Origin of the sequence: Candidatus Kinetoplastibacterium crithidii (ex Angomonas deanei ATCC 30255) (assembly GCF_000319225.1) — a bacterium.
Taxonomy (GTDB): Bacteria; Pseudomonadota; Gammaproteobacteria; order Burkholderiales; family Burkholderiaceae_B; genus Kinetoplastidibacterium; species Kinetoplastidibacterium crithidii_B.
In genome coordinates this window covers 179,879-204,613 of the sequence record NC_019815.1, presented here as the reverse complement: position 1 = coordinate 204,613, position 24,735 = coordinate 179,879, and the positions used below count along the sequence as shown (strand labels likewise).

At 30.0% G+C, this 24,735-nt stretch carries 18 protein-coding genes and 1 pseudogene; 8 read left to right on the top strand and 11 right to left on the bottom strand.

Annotated elements, in window-relative coordinates; genetic code table 11:
- Window positions 1-25 precede the first annotated feature (25 nt).
- Window positions 26-2,902, bottom strand: a complete 2,877-nt coding sequence (locus CKCE_RS00885; protein ID WP_015238435.1) for a 2-oxoglutarate dehydrogenase E1 component — start codon at window positions 2,900-2,902, stop codon at window positions 26-28.
- A gap of 661 nt (window positions 2,903-3,563) precedes the next feature.
- Between CKCE_RS00885 and CKCE_RS00880 the strand changes: the two are divergent.
- The 3 genes and pseudogenes from CKCE_RS00880 (at window position 3,564) to CKCE_RS00870 (ending at window position 7,618) form a co-directional block, all read left to right on the top strand.
- A pseudogene (locus CKCE_RS00880) lies at window positions 3,564-5,846 on the top strand (NADP-dependent malic enzyme).
- A 100-nt stretch (window positions 5,847-5,946) separates the two neighbouring features.
- Window positions 5,947-6,378, top strand: coding sequence for a CopD family protein (locus CKCE_RS00875; protein WP_015389120.1), 432 nt, complete (start codon window positions 5,947-5,949; stop codon window positions 6,376-6,378).
- Window positions 6,379-6,406: 28 nt separating this feature from the next.
- Window positions 6,407-7,618, top strand: coding sequence for a THUMP domain-containing class I SAM-dependent RNA methyltransferase (locus CKCE_RS00870; protein ID WP_015238431.1), 1,212 nt, complete (start codon window positions 6,407-6,409; stop codon window positions 7,616-7,618).
- A gap of 64 nt (window positions 7,619-7,682) precedes the next feature.
- Here CKCE_RS00870 and eno read toward each other — a convergent pair whose 3' ends face one another.
- Together eno and pyrG are read right to left on the bottom strand one after the other, a co-directional pair.
- The gene (gene eno, locus CKCE_RS00865; protein ID WP_015238430.1) at window positions 7,683-8,969 is read right to left on the bottom strand and encodes a phosphopyruvate hydratase; all 1,287 of its coding nucleotides are present in this window, start codon (window positions 8,967-8,969) and stop codon (window positions 7,683-7,685) included.
- Window positions 8,970-9,228: 259 nt separating this feature from the next.
- Entirely contained in the window at window positions 9,229-10,872 is a 1,644-nt protein-coding gene (pyrG, locus tag CKCE_RS00860; RefSeq protein WP_015238429.1) for a CTP synthase, read from the bottom strand.
- Window positions 10,873-11,076: 204 nt separating this feature from the next.
- Here pyrG and CKCE_RS00855 point away from each other — a divergent pair, with 204 nt between their 5' ends.
- Window positions 11,077-12,729, top strand: coding sequence for an electron transfer flavoprotein-ubiquinone oxidoreductase (locus CKCE_RS00855; RefSeq protein WP_015238428.1), 1,653 nt, complete (start codon window positions 11,077-11,079; stop codon window positions 12,727-12,729).
- Between the two features lie 8 nt (window positions 12,730-12,737).
- On the opposite strand, the gene acs is transcribed toward CKCE_RS00855, so the two are convergent.
- Together acs and CKCE_RS00845 are read right to left on the bottom strand one after the other, a co-directional pair.
- The gene (gene acs, locus CKCE_RS00850; protein ID WP_015238427.1) at window positions 12,738-14,723 is read right to left on the bottom strand and encodes an acetate--CoA ligase; all 1,986 of its coding nucleotides are present in this window, start codon (window positions 14,721-14,723) and stop codon (window positions 12,738-12,740) included.
- A gap of 73 nt (window positions 14,724-14,796) precedes the next feature.
- Complete coding sequence (locus tag CKCE_RS00845) at window positions 14,797-15,198, bottom strand: GlcG/HbpS family heme-binding protein (protein WP_015238426.1); 402 nt, start codon at window positions 15,196-15,198, stop codon at window positions 14,797-14,799.
- 215 nt (window positions 15,199-15,413) lie between these two features.
- Between CKCE_RS00845 and CKCE_RS00840 the strand changes: the two genes are divergently transcribed.
- The gene (locus CKCE_RS00840) at window positions 15,414-15,929 is read left to right on the top strand and encodes a C40 family peptidase (RefSeq protein WP_225968712.1); all 516 of its coding nucleotides are present in this window, start codon (window positions 15,414-15,416) and stop codon (window positions 15,927-15,929) included.
- 15 nt (window positions 15,930-15,944) lie between these two features.
- On the opposite strand, the gene CKCE_RS00835 is transcribed toward CKCE_RS00840, so the two are convergent.
- Window positions 15,945-17,021, bottom strand: a complete 1,077-nt coding sequence (locus CKCE_RS00835; RefSeq protein WP_015238424.1) for an LptF/LptG family permease — start codon at window positions 17,019-17,021, stop codon at window positions 15,945-15,947.
- Between the two features lie 62 nt (window positions 17,022-17,083).
- On the opposite strand from CKCE_RS00835, the gene CKCE_RS00830 reads away from it, so the two are divergent.
- From CKCE_RS00830 to CKCE_RS00820, 3 genes are all read left to right on the top strand, one after another.
- Window positions 17,084-18,571 carry a leucyl aminopeptidase gene (locus CKCE_RS00830; RefSeq protein ID WP_015238423.1) on the top strand — a complete coding sequence of 496 codons (1,488 nt, stop codon included), beginning with the start codon at window positions 17,084-17,086 and terminating at the stop codon, window positions 18,569-18,571.
- The gene (locus CKCE_RS00825) at window positions 18,561-19,007 is read left to right on the top strand and encodes a DNA polymerase III subunit chi (RefSeq protein WP_015238422.1); all 447 of its coding nucleotides are present in this window, start codon (window positions 18,561-18,563) and stop codon (window positions 19,005-19,007) included. Before CKCE_RS00830 ends, CKCE_RS00825 begins: the two co-directional genes overlap by 11 nt.
- A 97-nt stretch (window positions 19,008-19,104) precedes the next feature.
- Complete coding sequence (locus CKCE_RS00820) at window positions 19,105-19,815, top strand: Bax inhibitor-1 family protein (RefSeq protein WP_015238421.1); 711 nt, start codon at window positions 19,105-19,107, stop codon at window positions 19,813-19,815.
- A gap of 53 nt (window positions 19,816-19,868) precedes the next feature.
- Here CKCE_RS00820 and recO read toward each other — a convergent pair whose 3' ends face one another.
- From recO to lepA, 5 genes are read right to left on the bottom strand one after another with little or no spacing between them, the layout of a single operon-like run.
- A complete protein-coding gene (gene recO, locus CKCE_RS00815) occupies window positions 19,869-20,453 on the bottom strand; it encodes a DNA repair protein RecO (RefSeq protein WP_041572023.1) in 585 nt (194 codons plus the stop codon).
- Between the two features lie 12 nt (window positions 20,454-20,465).
- The gene (era, locus tag CKCE_RS00810; protein ID WP_015238419.1) at window positions 20,466-21,362 is read right to left on the bottom strand and encodes a GTPase Era; all 897 of its coding nucleotides are present in this window, start codon (window positions 21,360-21,362) and stop codon (window positions 20,466-20,468) included.
- Window positions 21,363-21,369: 7 nt separating this feature from the next.
- A complete protein-coding gene (gene rnc, locus CKCE_RS00805) occupies window positions 21,370-22,074 on the bottom strand; it encodes a ribonuclease III (RefSeq protein ID WP_015238418.1) in 705 nt (234 codons plus the stop codon).
- Window position 22,075: 1 nt separating this feature from the next.
- Window positions 22,076-22,903, bottom strand: a complete 828-nt coding sequence (gene lepB / locus CKCE_RS00800) for a signal peptidase I (protein WP_015238417.1) — start codon at window positions 22,901-22,903, stop codon at window positions 22,076-22,078.
- 5 nt (window positions 22,904-22,908) lie between these two features.
- Window positions 22,909-24,702, bottom strand: a complete 1,794-nt coding sequence (gene lepA, locus CKCE_RS00795; protein WP_015238416.1) for a translation elongation factor 4 — start codon at window positions 24,700-24,702, stop codon at window positions 22,909-22,911.
- Window positions 24,703-24,735 lie beyond the last annotated feature (33 nt).

The following is a 24,735-nucleotide window of genomic DNA, read 5'->3' as shown; positions in this document are numbered from 1 at the left end:
TAATTCATTAACAATTATAAAAATATCATTTAGCAAGTATGACCTTAAATTTTTGAGCAAAAGCCTGGTCAACTAAATTCTTTTGTTGCTCTTGATGCTTAGCTAAATAACCCACTGCAGGAGATGCAGACGCAGTACGTCCAGCATAACCAAGTTTTTGACCCTCTTTCATGTTTTCATATAAATGATGTTGAATATAATACCAAGGACCTTGATTTTGTGGCTCATCTTGCACCCATATAATTTCAGATAAATTTGGATACTTTTGTAGCTCAGCCTCAAAAGATTTATGAGCAAAAGGATATAATTGCTCAACTCTGATTATAGCAACATTATCCAATGACCTTTCTTTACGAGAGTTCACTAAGTCATAATATACCTTACCAGAACAAGCTAATAACCTTTTCACTGACTTTGGATTGATATTAGCATCAACTTCTGGAATCACCATCTTGAAAGATCCTTCAGATAAATCTAACAATGGTGAACTTGCATCTTTATTACGCAACAAAGATTTAGGAGTGAAAATTACCAAAGGTTTACGGAAAGGACGAATCATTTGTCTGCGCAATAAATGAAATATTTGTGATGCAGCAGTAGGCTGAACAACCTGCATATTATTATCAGAACATAATTGCAAAAATCTTTCAATTCTTCCAGAAGAATGTTCTGGCCCTTGTCCTTCGTAACCATGAGGCAACATCATAGTTAAACCAGATTGACGGCCCCATTTTGCTTCACCAGATGATATAAATTGGTCTATAACTACTTGAGCTCCATTTACAAAATCACCAAACTGAGCTTCCCATATTGTAAGAGTATTAGGTTCTGAACAAGAATAACCATATTCAAACCCAAGTACAGCTTCCTCTGAAAGAACAGAATCTATTACAACAAAAGGAGCTTGAGAATCAGAAATATTTTTAAGAGGTACGTATACTCCATCATCCCATTTTTCTCTATTTTGATCATGCAGAACAGCATGTCTATGAGTGAATGTGCCACGACCAGAATCTTGACCTGTAATTCTTATGGCGTAACCAGAATTTAGCAAAGTAGCAAAAGCTAAATGTTCAGCCATACCATAGTCCAAATTAATCTCTCCATGAGACATTTTACGACGATCGTTTAGCAATTTAGCAACTAATGGATGAGCGTTAAAACCATCAGGCACCTTAGTTATAAGCTCGCCTATACGATTTAATTCGGAAATAGGCACAGCAGTATCTGCATGATCTGTCCATTTAGAATTTAAAAATGGAGCCCAATCTATAGCATACTTGCTCTTATAATCAGTTAATATTGGTTCAATGGTACGATGTCCATCTTCCATGACCTGACGATACTCTTTTACAAAATTATCTGCTTCTTCAGAAGTCAAAACTTTTTGATCAATCAGCTTATCAGCATAAAATTTACGTGTTCCAGGATGTTGTTTAATACGGCTATACATCAAAGGCTGTGTTAAAGCAGGAGTATCTTGTTCATTATGACCAAGCTTACGGAAACAAACAATATCAATAACAACATCACGACCAAACTGCATTCTATAATCTACAGCTAATCTGCTTGCAAATACAACAGCCTCAGGATCATCACCGTTAACATGAAATACTGGTGCTTCAATCATTTTAACAACATCTGTACAGTATATTGTAGACCTAGCATCTCTAGGGTCAGATGTAGTAAAACCTATTTGATTATTTATAACAATATGTATTGTACCACCAGTACCATATCCTCTAGTTAAAGCTAGATTCAATGTTTCCATAACAACGCCTTGACCAGCAAAAGCAGAATCACCATGGACAAGAACAGGAAGAACTTGTTGTTTTCCTTTATGATCTTCACGTCTCTCTTGTCTAGCTCTAGCACTACCTTCAACGACCGGATTAACAATTTCTAAATGTGATGGATTAAAAGCTAGAGACAAATGGACAGGGCCACTTCTTGTTGCTAGGTCACTAGAAAAACCGTTGTGATATTTAACATCACCATCGCTAAGGAATTGTGAGTGTTTACCTTCAAATTCTGCAAACAAATCACCAGGCATTTTCCCCATGATGTTTACCAACATGTTTAAACGCCCTCTATGAGCCATACCTACTATAACTTCCTGAATTCCAAGGTCAGCAGCATGATTAACAACCTCATCCATAGAAGCTATGAAACTTTCCCCTCCTTCAAGAGAGAATCGTTTCTGGCCGACATATTTTGTATGCAAAAATCTTTCTAAACCTTCAGCCTCAGTCAACTGTTGCAATATATGGCGCTTTCCATCAACACCTAAATTAATATCTACTCCTTGAGTTGATTCCATACGTTCCTGTATCCATCTTTTTATTACAGGATTAGATATATGCATGAACTCAACACCTATGGAGCGACAATATGTATCTCTCAAAGATTTTAATATTTCTCTCAAAGTCATAGTACTAGACTTTGAAAAGTAAGTGCTGCTTGAAGAATAAGTCTGATCAAGGTCAGATTCTATAAAACCATAAAAAGCTGGATCTAACTCAGGAATATCAGAACGCTCTTTCCTTTTCAAAGGATCTAAATCAGCCCAATGAACTCCCAAAGACCTATAAGCAGCAATTATAGATTGCACAAAAACTTGTTTTGAAGCAACTGACAAATCTGAAGATTTAGGACTGTTATTAACAAAAGAATTTGTTTTAGCTCTATAAGCAAAAGACTCTACTATAGGAGCATGCGCCTGATCTACAGTTTTTTCACTGCCATCTGTGGCTGGTGAATTCTGTAAGTGATCAAAATACTGTCGCCAATGTTCGGCTACAGCTCCTGGGTTATCAAGATAAATCTCGTATAACTCTTCTACATATGGCGCATTACCGCCAAATAAATATGATGTGGACAATGATTCTTTATTCGAAGACATAATTTAGCTTCACCTTTCCGAGTATTTCACTCGACACGATGCATGGGATAAAACCTTCCGCGACACGGACTTCCCGTTCAGCGGATAGCAATGGGCAAAAGGCATGTGCATAAAACCTAAAACTTTAAAAGCCATTCATTATGTATGGCCAAAATAACTAACGAATTAATTATAACTCATTCGTCATAACTTTATAACTACTTTCTACAACAATTATTGTACACAAAAAAAGTTTAAATATCATGAATTCAACATTATAGATATAACTAATAACATCATAAAACAACATCAAATATAAAACTTATTAACAATAAATTATAAAATGATACAGTTACAGAAACAATTATAACTTTGTGACACAAGAAAACACTGTTAAAATGATAATTGTAATTATATAAATAAAATTGATTAGTATTTCAAAAATTCTTATGGAGAAAGAGTATTTATGAGATAATGATGTTTTTCATAAAAATTAAATATTAATCAAATCTATTATCATTTATAGTCGGTTATAATTATAAAAAATTATAATTAAGCAATTAATTTTTAATCGGATATTGGCAATAGCATGCATAAAATGCTAACTTGACTACTTATCGATCTTGTATTTTAAAGCTGACTAAGAATTTTATTATAAAACTTTCAACAAAGTGTAAAAAATATGGATGAAAATTTAAATCAAAGAGCACTGGAATATCATGCTTTTCCTACTCCAGGAAAAATATCTGTAACTCCTACTAAAACATTAGCTAATCAAGATGACTTATCTTTGGCCTATTCCCCAGGAGTAGCAGCTGCTTGTATGGCAATTTTTAATTCTGGAGACAGTGCCGCTTCAATGTATACCTCTAGATCCAACTTAGTTGGAGTGATTACAAACGGCACAGCAGTTTTAGGTCTAGGTAATATAGGACCTTTAGCATCAAAACCAGTCATGGAAGGAAAAGGCTGTTTATTTAAAAAATTTGCTGGAATTGATGTTTTTGATATTGAATTAGCAGAGAATGATCCGGACAAACTTGTAGATATAATATCTGCTTTAGAACCAACATTAGGCGGTGTTAATCTTGAGGATATAAAAGCTCCAGAATGCTTTTATATTGAAAAAAAGCTCAGAGAAAAAATGAAAATACCAGTTTTCCATGATGATCAACATGGTACTGCAATAATCTCATCTGCTGCTATTCTTAATGGCCTTAAGGTAGTAAATAAAAAATAGAAGATGTCAAAATAGCTTGTTCTGGAGCTGGAGCTGCTGCTATTTCGTGCCTAGACCTTTTGGTAAGGTTAGGAGCAAAAATTGAAAATATCTATGTGGTTGATTCTCGTGGAGTTATATGGGAAGGCAGAGATGAAAAGATGGAGGCTAATAAGCTTAGGTATGCTAAAAAAAACTTCATCAAGAACTCTGGCTGATGTTGTAAAAGATGCAGACGTATTTTTAGGATGTTCTGCAGCAAAAGTTCTAACTCCTAACATGGTTAAAACTATGGCTAATAAGCCACTTATTTTGGCTCTAGCAAATCCAGAACCTGAAATATTACCAACACTAGCTAAAGAAGCTAGACCAGACTGCATAATAGCCACAGGAAGGTCTGATTACCCTAATCAAGTAAATAATGTTTTATGCTTTCCCTTCATTTTCAGAGGAGCCCTAGATTGCGGAGCCTCACAAATTACAGAAGAAATGAAGATGGCTACTGTTAAAGCTATAGCTGATCTAGCACAAGCAGAACAAAATGATGAAGTAGCTGCAGCCTACTCTGGTCAAAATCTATCTTTCGGACCGGAATACATAATACCAAAACCCTTCGATCCTAGATTAATAGTACATATAGCACCAGCTGTTGCAAAAGCTGCTCAGGAGTCAGGTGTTGCTAAAAGACCTATACAAAACTTAGAAGCCTATAAACAAAAATTAGCATCTTACGTATATCATTCTGGTCAAATAATGCTTCCTTTATTTGAACAAGCACAAAAAGATCTGAAAAGAGTAATTTATGCTGACGGTGAAGATGAACGAGTATTAAGAGCAGTACAAACGATAATAGATGAAAAATTAGCATACCCTATCCTGATAGGCAGATTATCAGTGATAGAAATGCGAATAAAAAAATTGGGTTTGCGCATCAATATAAATAATGATTTAGAAATTGTTAATCCAGAAGATGATATTAGATTTAAGGATCTATGGACTAGCTACTATAAATTAAAATGTAGAGATGGTGTAAGTCCAGATATTGCTAAATCTATGATCAGAAAACATAATACTCTTATAGGAGCTATGCTTCTAAAAAGAGGTGATGCTGATGCAATGCTATGTGGAATTACAACCAAATATAATAATCAATTAAAATACATAGATGAAGTAATAGGTAAAGAAGCAAACAATACATATGCAGCTCTGAATGTATTAATGTTACCAAATCAAACATTATTTATTGCAGACACACAAGTTAATGAAGATCCTAATTCACAAGAAATTGCTAATATAGCTATACAAGCTGTACAAAAAATGGTTAATTTTGGCTTCACTCCTAAAGTAGCATTATTATCTCATTCTAATTTTGGTAGCCAGATTAGCAAATCTTCACAAAAAATGTCAGAGGCATTAAAAATAATAAGAAGATTAGAACCTGAATTAGAGGTAGAAGGAGAAATGCATGCTGATTCGGCCTTATCTGAAAAAATAAGAAATATTTCTTATCCAGATAATAACCTTAAAGGTACTGCAAATTTATTGATAATGCCAAATTTAGATGCAGGAAACATTGCTCATAATTTACTCAAGATGACTGGTAGTAACGGCATATCTGTTGGCCCTATACTATTGGGATCATCTAGACCTGTTCATATTTTGACAAATAGTTCAACTGTCAGAAGAATAATTAATATGACAGTTCTAGCTGTAATTGATGCTCAAAAAGAAAAAAATAAAACATAATTTTTTCTGATATCAACAGGCTATGTATAAAATATAGATATCACCTTTATGCATGGCCTGTTTTTTTATGTAAATAACTTAATTTAGGATAAAAATATTTATGCCATTATTTATTATTATTCACATGTCAATAACAATATCATGGTTTGCAGGATTATTTTATCTACCTCGTATATTTGTAAATATAGCACAACAAGATGACAATAATATTAAAAATTGCCTTATAGGAATGGCTAAACGTTTATATAATTTTATGCATCTTTTAAGTGTTGGAGTAATAATTTCAGGAATAATGCTATATCTATCGAAGAGTCCTATAGAAGAAAATGTTGGAGATCATCATAAATGGATGTATTTAAAGCTCGTAATTGTATTTATGACTTTTATATACCAACAAATATGTAATAAAATGATTGAAAATTTTGAAAAAGGCTTGAATAAAAAAAGTCATAATTTTTATAGAGTCTTTAATGAAATACCATTAATTTTTTTAATTACAATATTATCTTTAGTAACTATAAAACCATTCTAAACGAAATCAAATATTAAACAAAATCAAAATGTCAGATACACATAGCAGTAATAATAATTCTCAAAATAAAAAAAATCATAATAATTTCTCTGATGGAAAAATTTTTACTGTTTTTGCTGTATGCACATATGGACTAGAAGAAAAACTATCAGAAGAATTAAAAACAATTGGTTTCAATAATATCGTAATTGAAAAATCAGGATGCACCTTTAAAAGTAATTTACTAGGTATACAATATGCTAACTTGCATTCAAGAATAGCATCTAGAATTTTGATGCAAATTGAAAAAAATATCATTGATAACGAAAAAGATATATTAGATATTTCTGCTCAAGTTAGATGGGATGAATGGTTTGATATAAGAAAAACAATCAAAATAAAAACTATTGGATATAATACTAAATTTCAAAGCATTCAATACTGTACTCTGTTAGTAAAAGATGGGATATGCGATTATTTTAGAAAAATATATAATTCTAGACCAAACATAGATAAACAAGACCCTGATATACAAATATATTCATTTATAAAACAAAATACATTCACCTTATATATAGATTCTTCTGGAGAATCTCTATTTAAAAGAGGATGGAGAATGAATAAAGGAACAGCACCAATAAAGGAAAATTTAGCAGCTGGGTTATTAGCATTATCAGGATGGACTCCAGAATATTCTTTACTAGATCCTTTTTGTGGAAGTGGAACTATAATTATAGAAGCAGCGCATATAGCCTGCTCCATTCCTCCTGGCATATCGAGAAAATTTGCTTTCGAGAAACTAAATTTTCATAATAATTCTAATTGGAATGCTGTATTAGAAGAAGCGTCAACCAACATAAACAGGACCATTGAAGCAGAATTAATTGGTTGTGACATAGATAAAACAGTTCTAGAGTATGCTAAAATTAACTTATCTAACTCAGGGATAAATAATAATAATATAAAATTTGTACATGATGATGCTTGTAATATCAAAGTAGCAAATCATAATAAAGGATTTATAGTAACTAATCCTCCTTATGGAGAAAGAACCTGTAACGAAGATATATGGTATTCTTGGTCTCATAACCTAAAAGAAAATTTCTTTAATTGGGATCTTAATATAATTTCAAATGATATGTCACTACCAGGTAAAATGCGTTTGAAACCAAAAAGAAAAATTCCTATTTTTAATGGAAAATTAGAATGTAGATTATTTAAATTTGAAATAGTAAAAAATAGTTATAGAACACAAAAATAGAAAGCATGCCAACCACTCTCTATATTGTAGTAAATTTTATAGTTGGCACGCTTTTTTATTAAGATTAACTAATATTGTAAAAAGCATCTCTACCAGGATAAATAGCAACACTAGATAATTCTTCATTTATACGCAATAACTGGTTATATTTAGCCATTCTGTCAGATCTTGATAATGAGCCAGTTTTGATTTGCATAGCATTTGAAGCTACAGCTATATCAGCAATAGTAGAATCTTCTGTTTCTCCAGATCTATGAGAAATAACTGAAGTATATCCAGCTTTTTTTGCCATATCTATAGCTGCAAAAGTTTCTGTCAAGGTTCCAATTTGATTTATCTTAATCAAAATAGAATTTGCAATCCCTTTCTTTATCCCTTCTCTTAAAATCTTAGTATTGGTAACGAATAAATCATCTCCAACTAATTGAATATTTCTACCTAACTGGTTTGTTAGTATTTCCCAACCATCCCAATCATTTTCAGACATTCCATCTTCAATAGAAATAATAGGGTATTTATCACATAAATTACCAAGAAAATCAGCAAATTCTTTAGAACTTAAAGAAATATTATTTTCTCCATAAAGATTATATTTACCATTACGATAAAATTCAGAACTAGCACAATCTAAACCCAAACATACTTGTGTTCCTGGCTCATATCCTGCTTCGCTAATGGCCTTCAATATTAACTTAATAGCTTCTTCATTATTACTAACACTAGGAGCAAAACCTCCTTCATCTCCAACTGCAATAGACATTCCATTTGCAATAATAATTTTCTTTAAGGTATGAAAAATTTCAGCACCCCAACGTAATGCATCCTGAAAACTACTAGCTCCAATTGGCAGTATCATAAATTCCTGCAAATCTAAATTATTATTGGCATGAGCTCCACCATTGATAACATTCATCATTGGAACAGGCATACTCATTAGACCACTACCACCAAGATAACGATATAGTGGAAGACCAGATTCATCTGATGCAGCACGAGCAATGGCAATACTAACTGCTAAAATAGAATTAGCTCCTAATCTACTTTTGTCTTCTGTTCCATCTAGATCTATCATTGTTTTATCAATGAAAGATTGTTCATAAGCGTCTAATCCTATTATAGCTTCACTTATATCAGAATTTATATTTTCTACAGCTTTAAGAACTCCTTTCCCCATATATCTATTTACATCATTATCTCTAAGTTCTATAGCCTCACGTGTACCAGTGGATGCTCCAGAAGGAACAGATGCCCTACCCATAGCACCGCTCTCTAAAATCACATCACATTCAACTGTGGGATTACCACGGGAATCAAGAATCTCCCTGCCAACAATATCAATAATTGCACTCATAATACCTATTCCTAAACAATAATATATAAAAATACTAAACAAAAATAAAAATTATATTAATCATGGATATAAAATTATTAAGCAAAGTTGCAATTTATGATCAATTTTTATGTATATATCAATATAGCATTTACAATGACACTAACATATATGACAAAAAGTAACCTTCTTTATAATAATTAAATTAAGCAAAATTAAAATATTTTTTAGTTTTAAACTAATCATCTACTTTATATAATTCAATAAAAAATAAAATTTATTATTTTTCAATATTTTTCATCCGAATAGCAGCATTTATAAAGCTAATGAATAAAGGATGTCCATCTCTTGGGTTAGAATTAAATTCTGGATGAAACTGAACTCCAACAAACCAGCAATGACTAGGTAATTCTATGATTTCTGGTAATTTTTCTTTAATAGTCTCACCACTAAATATCAAACCATTTTTTTCTAGAATTTCTATATAATAGTTATTTACCTCATATCTATGACGATGACGCTCGTAAGCATCTGATCCATACACATTAAATGCTATAGTATTTGGTTTTATTGAAATATGTTGCGATCCTTTGCGCATAGTTCCTCCTAAGTCAGACAAAGAATTACGTATTTCAATACTACCTTCACCATTAACCCACTCTTCAACCAAAGCTACTACAGGATAATGAGTGTTTTTATCAAACTCCGTGCTATTAGCACCTAGTAAGTTTGCAATATTACGGGCATATTCTATTACAGCGACCTGCATACCAAGACATATTCCTAAGAAAGGAATATTATTCTCTCTTGCATACCTAGCTGCTAAAATTTTACCCTCTATTCCTCTTTTACCAAAACCTCCAGGAATTAATATAGCATCTAAATTATCTAAGACACCTACTCCATTATGTTCTAAATCTTCAGAATCAATATACATTATTTTTATTTTGGAGTTAGTATGTATTCCTGCATGTGCTATTGCTTCTATAAGAGATTTATATGATTCCGTAAAATCAACATATTTGCCAACTAAACCAAGAGTAATATTATGTTCTAAATTTTCTATAGTACTAATTAATTTCCTCCAAATACTTAAATCAGCTACATTTGGTTTTAATGCTAAGACATCACAAATTATGCTATCAACACCTTGCTCATGTAACATTAATGGTATCTTATAAATGGAATCTACATTCCAAACAGAGATTACTGACTCCATAGAAACATTTGAAAACATTGAGATTTTTGCTCTTTCTTCTTCAGGTATAGCTCTGTCTGCCCTACATAAAAGCAGGTCAGGATGTATTCCAATTTCTCTTAATTTCTGCACAGAATGTTGTGTTGGCTTAGTTTTAAGTTCCCCTGCAGGAAATACAGAAGGAACTAGTGTAAGATGCACAAACGCAGAATTATGCTTACCCATAAGCAAACTCATTTGCCTTACAGCTTCTAGAAATGGTAAAGATTCTATATCTCCAACTGTACCTCCAATTTCAATGATAGCAATGTCTGCCTTTCCATTAAAACTAGATTCAACTCCTTTAATAATAAAATCTTGTATTTCATTTGTAATATGAGGAATTACCTGTACTGTTTTTCCTAAATAATCACCACGACGTTCTTTTTTTAAAACTGATTCATATATTCTACCAGTAGTAAAATTATTAAGTTTTGTCATCCTGGTTGATATAAAACGTTCATAATGGCCTAAATCCAAATCAGTTTCTGCCCCATCTTCAGTAACAAAAACCTCACCATGTTGAAATGGACTCATAGTACCAGGATCAACATTTATATAAGGATCTAATTTCAGCATGGTGACATTCAAACCACGAGATTCTAAAATAGCAGCTAAAGAAGCTGCTGCTATTCCTTTGCCAAGTGAAGATACTACTCCCCCTGTTATAAAAACGTATTTAGTCATTATATTCTCAATAGAAATCAATCACATTATATGCTTATAAAGATTACGAAATAAAAAATAAAGCATAAAATTAAAATCAATATTATACACTAGAGACTACTATCATAACTATCAAGACAATATTAGACTAAAATAAATACACAAATAAATAAATATATAATACTATTACAGTAATAAATATATTTTCTAGAGAAAACACATACAATGTCAGAAAATGATACTATAAATTACGATATTGTAATTGTTGGAGGTGGACCTGCAGGTATAGCTACAGCCATACACTTAAAACAATTATCTAAAAAAAAAAATAAAGAACTCAATATTTGTATAATAGAAAAATCTGCTGAACTAGGTTCTCATATCATATCAGGAGCTATTATAGATATAAGATCTTTAGAGGAATTATTCCCAGATTATAATATAGCAAATAATAATATTCTAAGCCCTGTTTTAAATGAAAGTTTTTTTTATTTAACTAAAAACAGAAGTTTCAAGATATCAAACATACTTATACCAAAATGCCTAACAAACAGCAATTGCTACATAGTAAGATTAGGGCATTTAGTACGATGGCTAGGGGGAAAAGCAGAAGAACTAGGTGTTGATATTTTTACAGGATTTACAGCAAAAAATATCTTATATAATAAAAACAAAGAAGTATGCGGAATAAAAACAGGTGATTTTGGAATAGATAAATATGGTCAAAAAAGTAATATTTTCCAAGAAGGCTTGAAAATACAAGCAAAATATACAATTTTAGCAGAAGGGTCAAGAGGACATCTAGGAAAAGAAATAATAAAAAAATTTAAATTAGATAGTTTAAAAAATTCACAAACATACTCAATAGGCATAAAAGAAAACTGGGAAATAGAGAGTAAAGACTATTCTCAAGGAGATGTAATCCATACTATAGGATGGCCATTAAATCAAAAAGCTTCTGGAGGAGCTTTTTTGTATTATCTAGAGAAAAACATCCTATCAATAGGAATGGTTATAGACTTAGATTATCGAAATACATGGTTTTCTCCTTTTGATGAGTTCCAAAACTATAAATCACATAAACTAATTTCTAATATTTTAAAAGGCGGTAAAAGGCTATCTTATGGTGCTAGAAGCATCACAAATGGAGGTTTACTTTCATTGCCTAAAATATCATTTCCTGGAGGTCTATTAGTAGGATGTGAAGCTGGATTCTTAAATTCATCTAGACTAAAAGGAGTACATACTGCTATAAAAAGCGGGATGCTAGCTGCAGAAACAATAATGGATAGTTATTTGTCATCCAAACAATCAATTAACAATGATCTTATACAGTATAATTCTTTATTTAAAAAATCATGGCTACATAAAGAATTATATTTATCTAGAAATTTTAAACTATGGAATAAAAAACCAAAATTGATAGGATGCATGATGAGTTTTACAGAACAAATGCTTTTGAAAGAAAAATTCAAATTCGATCTTAAAAATCATAAAGAAGATAATGCATGTCTTAATGATAAAAAAAATAGCAAATATATAAAATATCCCAAACCTGACAATATATTAACTTTTGATAAAGAAAGTTCAGTACAACTATCAAATACTCATCATCAAAAAAATCAACCTATACACCTAAAAATAATTAATCAAAATATTCCAATAAAAACTAATCTAATACAATATGGAGCACCTGAAGTTAGATATTGTCCAGCAGGAGTATATAAATTTGAAAAAGATAACAATAATAAATTTAATTTTGTGATAGAAGCAGAAAACTGTATCCATTGTAAGACTTGTGACATCAAAGACCCAACTCAAAATATAATCTGGACTCCACCTCAAGGAGGTGAAGGTCCCATATATGATGGCATGTAATTACTACATCATAATACTGTTGATAAACTTTTTAATACATGGATATTTTCTACCGTAGATATATCCTGTGTTATCTGCTCTCCATTAGCTGTCAAGCGCAATAATCTCCTCATTATTTTACCTGAACGAGTTTTTGGTAGATTATCACCAAATCTAATATCTTTTGGTTTAGCTATAGGTCCTATTTCTTTTGCAACCCAATCTCGCAATTGTTTTGCTATTTTTATTGCTTCTTCTCCTTCAGGCTGTTTATCTTTTAATACCACAAAGGCAACTACTGCTTCGCCTGTTGTTATATCAGGACGGCCAACTACTGCTGCCTCAGAAACTAATTCATGAGATACTAAGGCGGACTCAATTTCCATTGTTCCAAGACGATGACCTGATACATTTAAAACATCATCAATACGCCCTAAAATCCAAAAATAATTATCATTATCTTTTTGAGCTCCATCTCCAGCTAAATAATAACCTCTCAATTCTTCTGGAAAATAACTAGATTTAAATCTTTCTGAATCATTCCATATATTTCTTATCATACCAGGCCAAGGTCTTTTTATTACTAAAAAACCACCCTTCCCAGGTAATACATCTTCACCTGTTTCATCTACTACTGAAGCAGATATACCTGGCAAAGGTAAAGTGCAAGATCCTGGTTTCAATGGAGTAACACCAGGTATTGGTGTTATCATATGACCACCTGTCTCAGTTTGCCACCAGGTATCAACTACAGAACATTTTTCTCTACCAACATTTTTATAATACCAAAGCCAAGTTTCTGGATTAATGGCCTCTCCAACTGAACCTATTATACGCAAACTGCTTAGATCAAAATTTTTAGGATGCACCTCTTGATCGCTAGAAGATGATTTTATTAACGACCTTATAGCAGTAGGAGCTGTATAAAATACTGTAACTTTATGATCAGATATCATCTTCCAAAATCTTCCAGAATCAGGATAAGTTGGAATACCTTCAAATATAACCTGAGTCATACCTAAAGCTAAAGGAGCATATGATATATAAGTATGCCCAGTAATCCAGCCAATATCTGCAGTACACCAAAATACATCACTATCACTGGCATTAAAAGTCCAATTCATACTCATTTTAGACCAAAGTAGATAACCAGCTGAAGAATGCTGCACTCCTTTAGGTTTACCTGTAGAACCAGATGTATACAAAATAAATAAAGGATGCTCTGAATTTACAAATGTGGGTTCACAATATTCTGACTGGGTATCCTCAACATCAGACATCCATAAATCACGATCTATATCCCAACTAACACACTTGTCTGAACGTTTATAAACAATAATGTTTTTTATGCTTTCACACCCACCCATCTCAATTGCATCATCTACGGCAACCTTCAATGGTATATATTTTCCACCACGTTTCTGACTATCAGCTGTTATAACTAATGAAGCCCCAATATCAACAATCCTTTCATGAAGGCTTTTGGAAGAAAAGCCACCAAAAACAACTGAAATTATTATTCCTAATCTCGCACATGCTTGCATAGCTACAACTACTTCTATAGACATAGGCATATATATAATGCATCTATCTCCACTACAATAACCTAATTTTTTAAGACCATTAGCAAATTTACAAACACGCGTAAATAATTCTATATAGCTAATTTTTTCTACTTTGCCATCATCTGACTCAAAAATAATAGCTGTTTTATGTTTATTTCCATTAGTTAGATTAACATCAAGACAATTAAATGAAACATTCATTTCACCATCTGTAAACCATTTGTAATGAGGTGCTTCTGACTCATCTAAAACATTAGTAAACAATTTATGCCAAATTAAGAAATCCAAAGCATATTTTTTCCAAAATGACTTATAATCATTCTCTGATTCTAGGCACAAAGATTTATAAACATCTAAATCCTTAATAAAAAAATTATTATCCTTAATATTATTCTTCTTAGGATTAAAAACCCTGTCCTCAATCAAAACAGATTCTATGTGATTAGACATAATAATGTCTCCAATTATTAATTCTGGCCATACTCAATATAATTTTCTATTTAAGATATTTAATTGATATGAATTATAATGATAGTAATCCAGCTCTAGCTATATCAACATCTTCATCTGATTTTGCTCCAGAAACACCTATGCCGCCAACAACATTGCCATCCAGAATAATTGGCACGCCACCTTCCAACATACCCTCTAAATTAGGAGCAGAAAGAAATGAATAACGACCATTGTTTATAATGTCTTCATATACTTTAGAATCACGTCTAGCAAGAGCTGAAGTTTTTGCCTTTGCTGGAGCAATATAAGATGATATTGCTGGAGCATCATCCATTCTAGACATTCCAAGCAAATGACCTCCATCATCTACGACAGCAATTGTAACTTTAAAATTATTTTTAACAGCATAATTTTCTGCTGCAGATATAATTTTTTTTACCTCACAACTACTCAAAATAATTTTAGTTTTCATTAAAAGACTACCTATAAAATATTAAAATATTAAAATATTAATTATTTAAATAATAACAAAGTTGACATCAACCACTAACATATCAAAAAATAGAATACTTTGCTAACCAAGAAGCTTGATAATAAACAATTATCCCAATATCATGTACCATAGCAGGTTTTATTTATATAACATATATTTATTCTACTATTAGAGTTTTGATAGACTACACTATTTTGAATATTTCTAGCATAAGAACCATAATTAAGAAAATATTTATATTAATAATTTGCATTAATGCATCTTCTTGCTGCATACAAGAAAATCCACAAAATAAAGTCTATATTCCACAAAAAATTGTTTTACAAACAAGTAGTAAAAAAAATATTATTTTTACAAAAGAGGCGCTAAAACAAATAAATAAAAAGTATGTTTATGGAGGATCATCACCTCAAAAAGGATTTGACTGTAGTGGTTTAGTATACTACTGTGCAAAAAAATCATTAAATTTAAATCTACCAAGAACTACTAAGAAGCTAATTAAAGTTGGAAATCAAGTTTCTAAGAGAAGAGTACAAACTGGAGATCTAGTTTTTTTTAAAACAAATCATAATCAATTACATGTTGGTATTTATGTAAAAGATGATATCTTTATACACGCACCAAGAACTGGTAAAAAAATAAAATTTGATAATATCAATAGTAAATATTGGTCAAGAAAATATATAACATCTCGTAGAATATGTTATTGATAAAAAATTTAACTTCTACATGAATATTCTAGATTTTACCAATGCTAAGTATAAAAAATAAATTATAATATGTGGTGAAATCAAACCGAATATAATTCCAATAGAATTTCGTAAAACTAACAATTGAAATAAACCAACAATACTAAAATATACTAATGCTAGCAATACAGCGATAAAAAAATTAATAGATCTATTCCTAGCGTTTGTTTTACCTAGTGGAATAGCTAAAAATGACAGATTTAATGCAACTATAGGTATAGAAATACGCCCTACTATATAGGACCAAGATAAGTTACTATTTTCAAAAAAAAGTCTTTTTGTGGATAAACCTTTCATAAACCTTTTATTACTCATAAAACAACTAGAATTGAAATTAGTGTTATAAAAATCATCCAAACAGACTTCGTATTCATCAAAATGTGTAAATGTTATTTCAGAAGAATTGCTACCAATATTTGAAATACTTACACCTTTCATAACAAAAAAATTATTACAATCTAATAATTTATCTATTTTTAAAGATTTAGCAGTTACTAAAATAAATTCATTATGATTAATTAATCGTACAAAAACGTTACTAAATTCATTATTTTTATTTATATTTTCAGCAAAAAATACTATATTACCACTATTAAACTCCATGAAATTCCCAGGAGACACCTTGTATAAATTAGAATCTTCTAAAGAAGATCTATGAATTTGTTCTATCTTTCTATACGCAATTGGTGATAAAAACAAAGAAAATATCATAATAATCAATGAAATAGGTATGGAAAAAGTCAATACTAGATTATATACATCTTTCAAAGACAGACCACTAATCATCCAAACTATCATTTCTGAATCTCTATAACTACGCATTATAGTTCTTATAACTGCTATAAATAATGAAACAGTCATTATTATCGGCAATGCAGTTATAATATGTAGAAATACCATCTTGAACATATTATTTATCGACAAATCTATTAAAAAATTTTCTTTAAATATACGTATAATAATTATAGAGAACCAAATAAAAATTAAAATCGACAAAACAAATGCAAAGTTTTTATTTATTTCATAAAAAAAGGATTTTTTAAAAATTGACATTTTCTAAAAATACAAAAGATATGTTAAATTTGTTCAATTACTATAATCTAGAGAAACATAATATGGAAATTTATATAGAAAATAAAACTATAAATATATCAAATATAGAAACGGAATCATTAGGCATAGGAATATACAAGAATAACATTCTAACTTCGTCTGCAAAAGAAATAAATGAAAATAGCAATGATTTCCTAAAGCAAATATTAAATAATTTCAATGCAGAACTAGGAAATAGTATAGTTCTATACAACATACCAAATATTAAGGCAAAAAGTATTGTAATTATAGGCCTTGGTGATAATGATAAATATTCACTAGAAGAACATAATATAGCTGAAGAATCATTTTTTAAAACATGTATTAAACATCAAATAAAAGAATGTTATTCAACTATTGCTTTAGAAGCTGATCCAGAAAAAAGTATATTGTTTATTAAAAATTCCATAATAACAGCAAAAGGATCTGTCTATAAATATACTGCTACAATAAAAAATATTGAAAAAACTATAGAATTAAAAAAAATTGTATTTATAACAAATAATAATAACTCAAAAGATATAGATAGATGTTTATTAGAAGGAACATCAATATCTGAAGGGATATATTTAGCAAAACAATTGGGAAATCTACCTAGTAATATTTGTACACCAACTTATTTAGCAAATGAAGCTAAAAAATTAGAGCAGGAATTTTCATCTATAAAAACTAATATATTAAATATTGAAGATATTAGCAAAATCGGCATGAAATCTTTTATGTCTGTGGCAAAAGGATCTAATGAACCATTAAAATTTATAGAGATTATATACCAATCTAATAGAACAAAAGAACGGCCAATTATAATTATAGGAAAAGGAATAACTTTTGATTCTGGAGGAATATCTCTTAAGCCTTCATCTTCAATGGAAGAAATGAAGTATGATATGTGTGGAGCAGCTGCAGTTCTAGGAATAATAAAATCAATCGCAAAACTAAAAATCAATCATAATGTTATTGGACTAATACCAGCTTGTGAAAATATGCCTAGTGGAAGTGCTAATAAACCTGGTGATGTAATAGAAAGCATGTCAGGCAAAACAATAGAGATAATAAATACAGATGCAGAAGGAAGATTAGTATTATGTGATGCACTAACTTATGCTAAAAAATATGATCCTTGTCTAGTAATAGACATGGCAACTTTAACAGGAGCATGTGTTGTATCATTAGGTGGCATCAGAACAGCTTTATTCTCTAACGATAAAGAAACTACAGATCTAATATCTTCATCTAGCAAAAAAGTTTTAGATTATGTATGGGAAATGCCACTAGATAATATATATAAAAAACAATTAAAGTCCGACTTTGCAGATATAAAAAATACTGGTGGTTATTCTGCAGGATGTATAACTGCTGCCTGTTTTTTATCAGAATTTGTCGATAAATATAAATGGGTTCATCTTGACATAGCAGGTACAGCTTGGAGTAAAGACAATAAAAAAGGTGCTACTGGAAGACCAGTTGCATTGATTACACAATTTTTATTAGATAAATCAAATGCAAATTGATTTTGTATTTGATATTAAAAATAAATTATTATCTACTTGTCATATAATTAAAGAAATTTATATGACAAGTAGTGTTATAGTATTTTGTGAAGACAAAGAAACTGCACATAAAATAGATAAGTTACTATGGTCTTTTGATGATATATCTTTTATACCACATTCAATAAGTAATGATTGTAATAAAAATAATACGAGAGTAACCATTACTACTAAAGATTTATTTGAATTAAAATATATTGACAAAACTAACAAAAATTATTTATCATATATAGTGAATTTATCTAACAATTATCCACAACACTATAATCAATTTGATCATCTTATAGAAATAGTATCAGAAGATGAAAATGATCGTGCAAAAGCACGACTTAAGTGGAAATTCTATAAACAGAATGGCCATATTGTAAAGGGAAAACCTTTTAAGATTTCTACTTAAAATAAATTAAAATAATAAATAGATTCAATTAGAACAATAACGTTACAATTTAAAAAAATTCTACAAATAAATGACTACTACCAATTAGGAGTTGCATATGAATAATTATCAATACTCTAAATTTGATAATAACAGTAGCATAGCTACAAAGAACAATATATTAAAACATAATAAGGTATTGAAAAATACTTATTTGCTACTAGCTATATCTCTGATACCCACTGTTCTAGGGTCTATGTTCGGAATACTTTCTGGCATAAATTATGGAATGTTATCTAATCCAGGATTATCTACTTTGATATTTTTTATAGGTTCTTTTTTTCTAATGTCGTGCATAGAGAAAAATAAAAATAATTCTACTGGTATATTATTTTTACTATTGTTTACTTTTTTTATGGGCATAATGCTTTCAAGGCTATTAGGAATAGTAATAGGAATGCATAATGGCTCGAAAATAGTAACAATGGCATTTGGTGGAACTGCTACAATTTTCTGCTTTATGAATTTTATTGCACATACTGTGAAAAGAGATTTATCTAGTTTAGAAAGATTTATGACTATAGGTGCAGTAGTATTACTATTATCTATAATTGCAAATATTTTTCTACAGATGAGTGCTATGACATTAACAATATGTATGCTCTCAATGATAGTTTTTTCTTCTTTTATGCTTATTGATATACACAGAATTATAAATAATGGAGAAACAAATTATATATCCGCAACATTAGCTCTGTATTTGGATATATATAATGTATTCAGTAACTTATTAGTTATAATAGGTTTTTTCAATAATAATAAAGAATAAAATAAGTAATAGCCCACAAATAATTTTTATTTAAAATAATAGTGGGCTTTATTTTAAATAAAACACTTTAGATCTTTTAAGATTTTTCTACTATATAAAGTTCTTCCATATAAATAAGTTTCTATACGGTCAGATATAGTTTGATAAACAAGAGAATTTTCTAAGACATTACCAAAATCAGGTTCTTCTTGATCAAAACCATAACCAGTTTCCTTAAGTAAAACCCACTCAAAACGTCTTAATATACTAGAAATATAACTACTATTTTTTTCGTGATTATCACAAAATTTTAATAATGCATCATTATATGCATCAAATAAAATAGGATGAGAATCTTCTTTTGGCAAAAAAGATAGAATTAACTCATTTAAATACCATGCAAATATTAAAAAATTCCCAGGCAAAGAAATTATTCCATTTAATTCAGCTTTTACCAAAGTTTTGACTTCAGATTTTCCAGTCCATCTTAATAATAATGGAGTAAACTTAGATAAAACTGGTCTAAGTTGAGAATAAGGCCTTTTAGCCCCCTTAGCTACCATATTTATACAACCATATTCGCGAGAAAAAACCTTAATTATTAAAGATGTTTCCTTCCAAGAAATACTATGTAATATATAACCAATATCTTCCTTTATACGTGGGTTTTTTTATTCATAACCAAAACTTATTAAAGAATTCTTATCATTTAACCATTTTTTCTTCACTTTTATATATACATTCAAATAAACTTTTTTTTCTAAAAATTTTTCAATGTCTAATCTTGCGGCAATTGCAATACGTTTTAAATTTTCACCACGATGACCAATCAAAATAGCTCTATGATTGCTACTACCGACTATTACACATACACTTAAATGTAAAATATTAAGCTTTTCTTCCCATTTTTCTACTAAAGTTGTACACTCATACGGAACTTCATTTCCTACAAATCTAAATATTTTCTCTCTTAAAAATTCAGAAATAAAAAATGAAGTAGATCTATCCGTTAGATAATCATCATCAAATATTTTTCTTTGTAATGGCAAATGAGATGCTATTTCATTTAATAAGGCATCTATATTATGTTTTTTTAAAGCACTAACAGGAACTATGCTATCATAAGGGTAAATATTTGTTAATTTTGATATAAATGGTAGTAATTCACTCTTATCTTTAAGCAAATCAATTTTATTAAGTATAAGAATCACTTTTTTCGATCTAGGTATTATCTCTAACAACCTACTATCTTCTTCTAACCACCTAGCAGAATCAATAACATGGATAATAAGATCTACTTCTAATAGTTCTTGTGATACTATTCTATTCATCATCCTATTTAAAGGATTTAAATATTTTAATTGGAAGCCTGGTGTATCTACAAATATAAATTGTGCATCTTTTCTAGTCAGAACTCCTTTTATTCTGTGTCTAGTAGTTTGCGCTTTTTTAGAAACTATAGAAAGCTTATGTCCTAACAAAGCATTGTTTAGAGTTGACTTTCCAACATTTGGACGGCCAATTATACCTATAAATCCTGCACGGTAACTATTTAATTCATTGTTCATTTTTTAACTAATAATTTTTCTTATTTTTTGAACAAAAAAGATTTGATTTCATAACCATATCTAGTGCCATTTTAGCTGCTAATTGTTCTGCTGAACGTCTAGTATCACCAAATGATTTTGTTCTAATGTTTAAATCTGAGATAATACAATCTATCTCAAATATTTGATTATGGGCTAACCCATCAGTATTCACAATTATATAAGAAGGCAATGATATATGTTTAGATTGCAACAATTCTTGTAGTAAACTTTTAGCGTCTTTACCCATATTACTTAAATCTAAGTTTTCTATAAAATCAAGATATTGATGCTCTATAATATTTTTGCATATATCAAATCCTGAATCCTGAAAAATAGCTCCGAATATCGCTTCTATAGAGTCTGCTAATATAGATGGACGCCTAGAGCCCCCACTTTTTATTTCTCCATCTCCCAACTTTATATAATTAGATATATTTAATTTATTAGCAATTTTTATCAAAGAATTTTGTTGAACTAAACTAGCTCTTAATCTCGACAAAACTCCCTCATCTATATCAATAAATTTATTAAATAATATAATAGTTATTGAAGCATTTAATATTGAATCACCAAGAAATTCTAGTCTTTCATTATGATTAGAACTATAACTACGATGTGTTAATGCTAACTCTAATAAAGATATATCATTGAAATAATATCGGAGGCTCTTTTCTAAATTAGATAATGTCATGCTATTTTAAAAGACCTATTCTGGTAATATTCTTGAAATTCATCCATATGAAAAATGCCTTGCCAACTATATTTTCTTCTGGAACAAATCCCCAATAACGACTATCAAAACTATTGTCTCTATTATCACCCATAACAAAATAATGACCAGCAGGAACAACACAGGTTAATCCATTATTATCATAATTGCAATTATGATAATATGGGTAATACCAAGAAGGTTTTAACAAATTAAAAACATTATCTTGTAACGCAATATAGTGATATTTTTCACTTATAAATTCTTTATATGTACTAATCAATAAATTAGTGCCTTGATCACAATAAGAAGCTTCCATCAAACTTACAATTTCTTTATCATTAATAGTCAATTTTTTATTATGATAATCAATCTTATCACCAGGAACACCAACAACACGTTTTATATAATCTAATTTATGTAACCAAGGGTCACGAAATACAATTATATCCCCTCTAGAAGGATCAAAAACAGATACTATCTTATAATCTATAATAGGTATCTTAATTCCATATATAAATTTATTAACAAATATAAAATCACCAGATCTTAACGTTGGCAACATGGATCCAGATGGTATTCTGAAAGGCTCCAAACAAAATGATCTTAATAAAAAAACAATTAGAATTATTGGGAAAAGAGCAATAGAAAATTCTATCCATAATGGTGTTTTTTTACAAACTCCATCAACAATACTCAATGAATCATTTATTTTTTTACGTTTAGCACTAAAAATAAAAATATCTAACAAATAAATAAAACCTGTCAATACTAACAAAAAAAATAAAATAATAGAAAAATAACGACTCATTTGTATTATCTATCTTCTACTTTTAGAATAGCCAAGAAAGCTTCCTGTGGAATTTCTATACTTCCAATGTTTTTCATCCTTTTTTTACCTGTTTTTTGTTTTTCTAATAATTTTTTCTTGCGACTAATGTCACCACCATAACATTTAGCTAAAACATTTTTTCTTAAAGCTTTTACGTTTTCACGAGCAATAATCTCTGATCCTATTGCAGCTTGTATAGCAACATCATACATTTGTCTTGGAATAATTTCTCTCATTTTCGAAACAATTTCTCTTGCTCTATACCTTGCAACAGATCTATGAACTATCATTGATAATGCATCTATATAATCTCCATTAATAATGATATCAACCTTAACAACATCAGCTGCTCTATAATCCAATAACTCATAATCCATAGAGGCATAACCGCGAGAAATAGACTTTAGGCGATCAAAAAAATCTAAAACTATTTCTGCAAGAGGTATTTCATAAATCAAATTAACTTGACGACCATGATAAGACATATCAATCTGAACACCTCTTTTCATATTACAAAGAGTCATTACAGCACCAACATAGTCTTGAGGCAAAAATAAGCTAACTTTAACAATAGGTTCACGAATTTCACTAATTGAATTTAGCACTGGAATTTTGGATGGACTATCTATCGACTCTATACTACCATCCTTTCTTTGAACTTCATATATTACAGAAGGAGCTGTAGTAATGATATTCATACTAAATTCTCTTTCTAATCTTTCTTGCACTATTTCCATATGCAAGAGCCCTAAGAAACCACACCTGAATCCAAATCCTAAGGCCTGTGATACTTCTGGCTCAAAAACTAAAGAAGCATCATTCAACTTTAATTTTTCTAAAGAAATACGCAAAAACTCATATTCAGAACTTTCAACTGGATATAAACCTGCAAATACTTGTGGTTGGGCAATTTTAAATCCTGGCAAAGAATTGGTAGCCTGATTATCAAACGAAGTAATAGTGTCACCTACTTGAGCATGTTTTAGATCTTTTATACCGGCAACAACAAAACCAACTTCACCTGCAGATAAAGACTCTCTATACTCTGATTTAGGAGTAAAGACTCCTACTTGTTCACACATATGACTAATTTTGTTTGACATAAACAAGATTTTATCTTTTGGCTTCAGCACTCCATTAACTATTCTTACTAAAACAACTACTCCTGTATAACTATCAAACCAAGAGTCAATAATCAAAGCTTGCAAAGGTTTAGATATATCACCTACTGGTGCAGGAACTTTTGCAACGATTAACTCTAAAATTTCTTCTATGCCAACACCATTTTTGGCACTAGCTAAAACAACATTGCTTGAATCTAATCCAATAAAATCTTCTATTTCTTGAATTGCATTTTCTGGATTTGCTTGTGGCAAATCTATTTTATTTAAAACAGGCAAAACTTCCACACCTAAGTCAATTGCAGTATAACAATTAGCTACAGTTTGAGCCTCTACTCCCTGAGATGCATCTACAACTAATAAGGCTCCTTCACAGGCTGACAATGATCTACTTACTTCATAAGAAAAATCAACATGTCCAGGAGTATCAATCATATTAAATTTATATAAAATACCATCTAGTGATTTATAATTGAGAGCAACTGTTTGAGCTTTAATTGTAATACCACGCTCTTTTTCTATATCCATAGAATCAAGAACCTGATTAGACATTTCACGATCTACAAGAGCCCCACATTTCTCTATTAAGCGATCTGCTAGAGTTGATTTACCATGGTCTATATGAGCTATAATAGAAAAATTGCGTATAAAATTCATTTTAAAAAAACTATTAAAAAATTAATAAAGTCA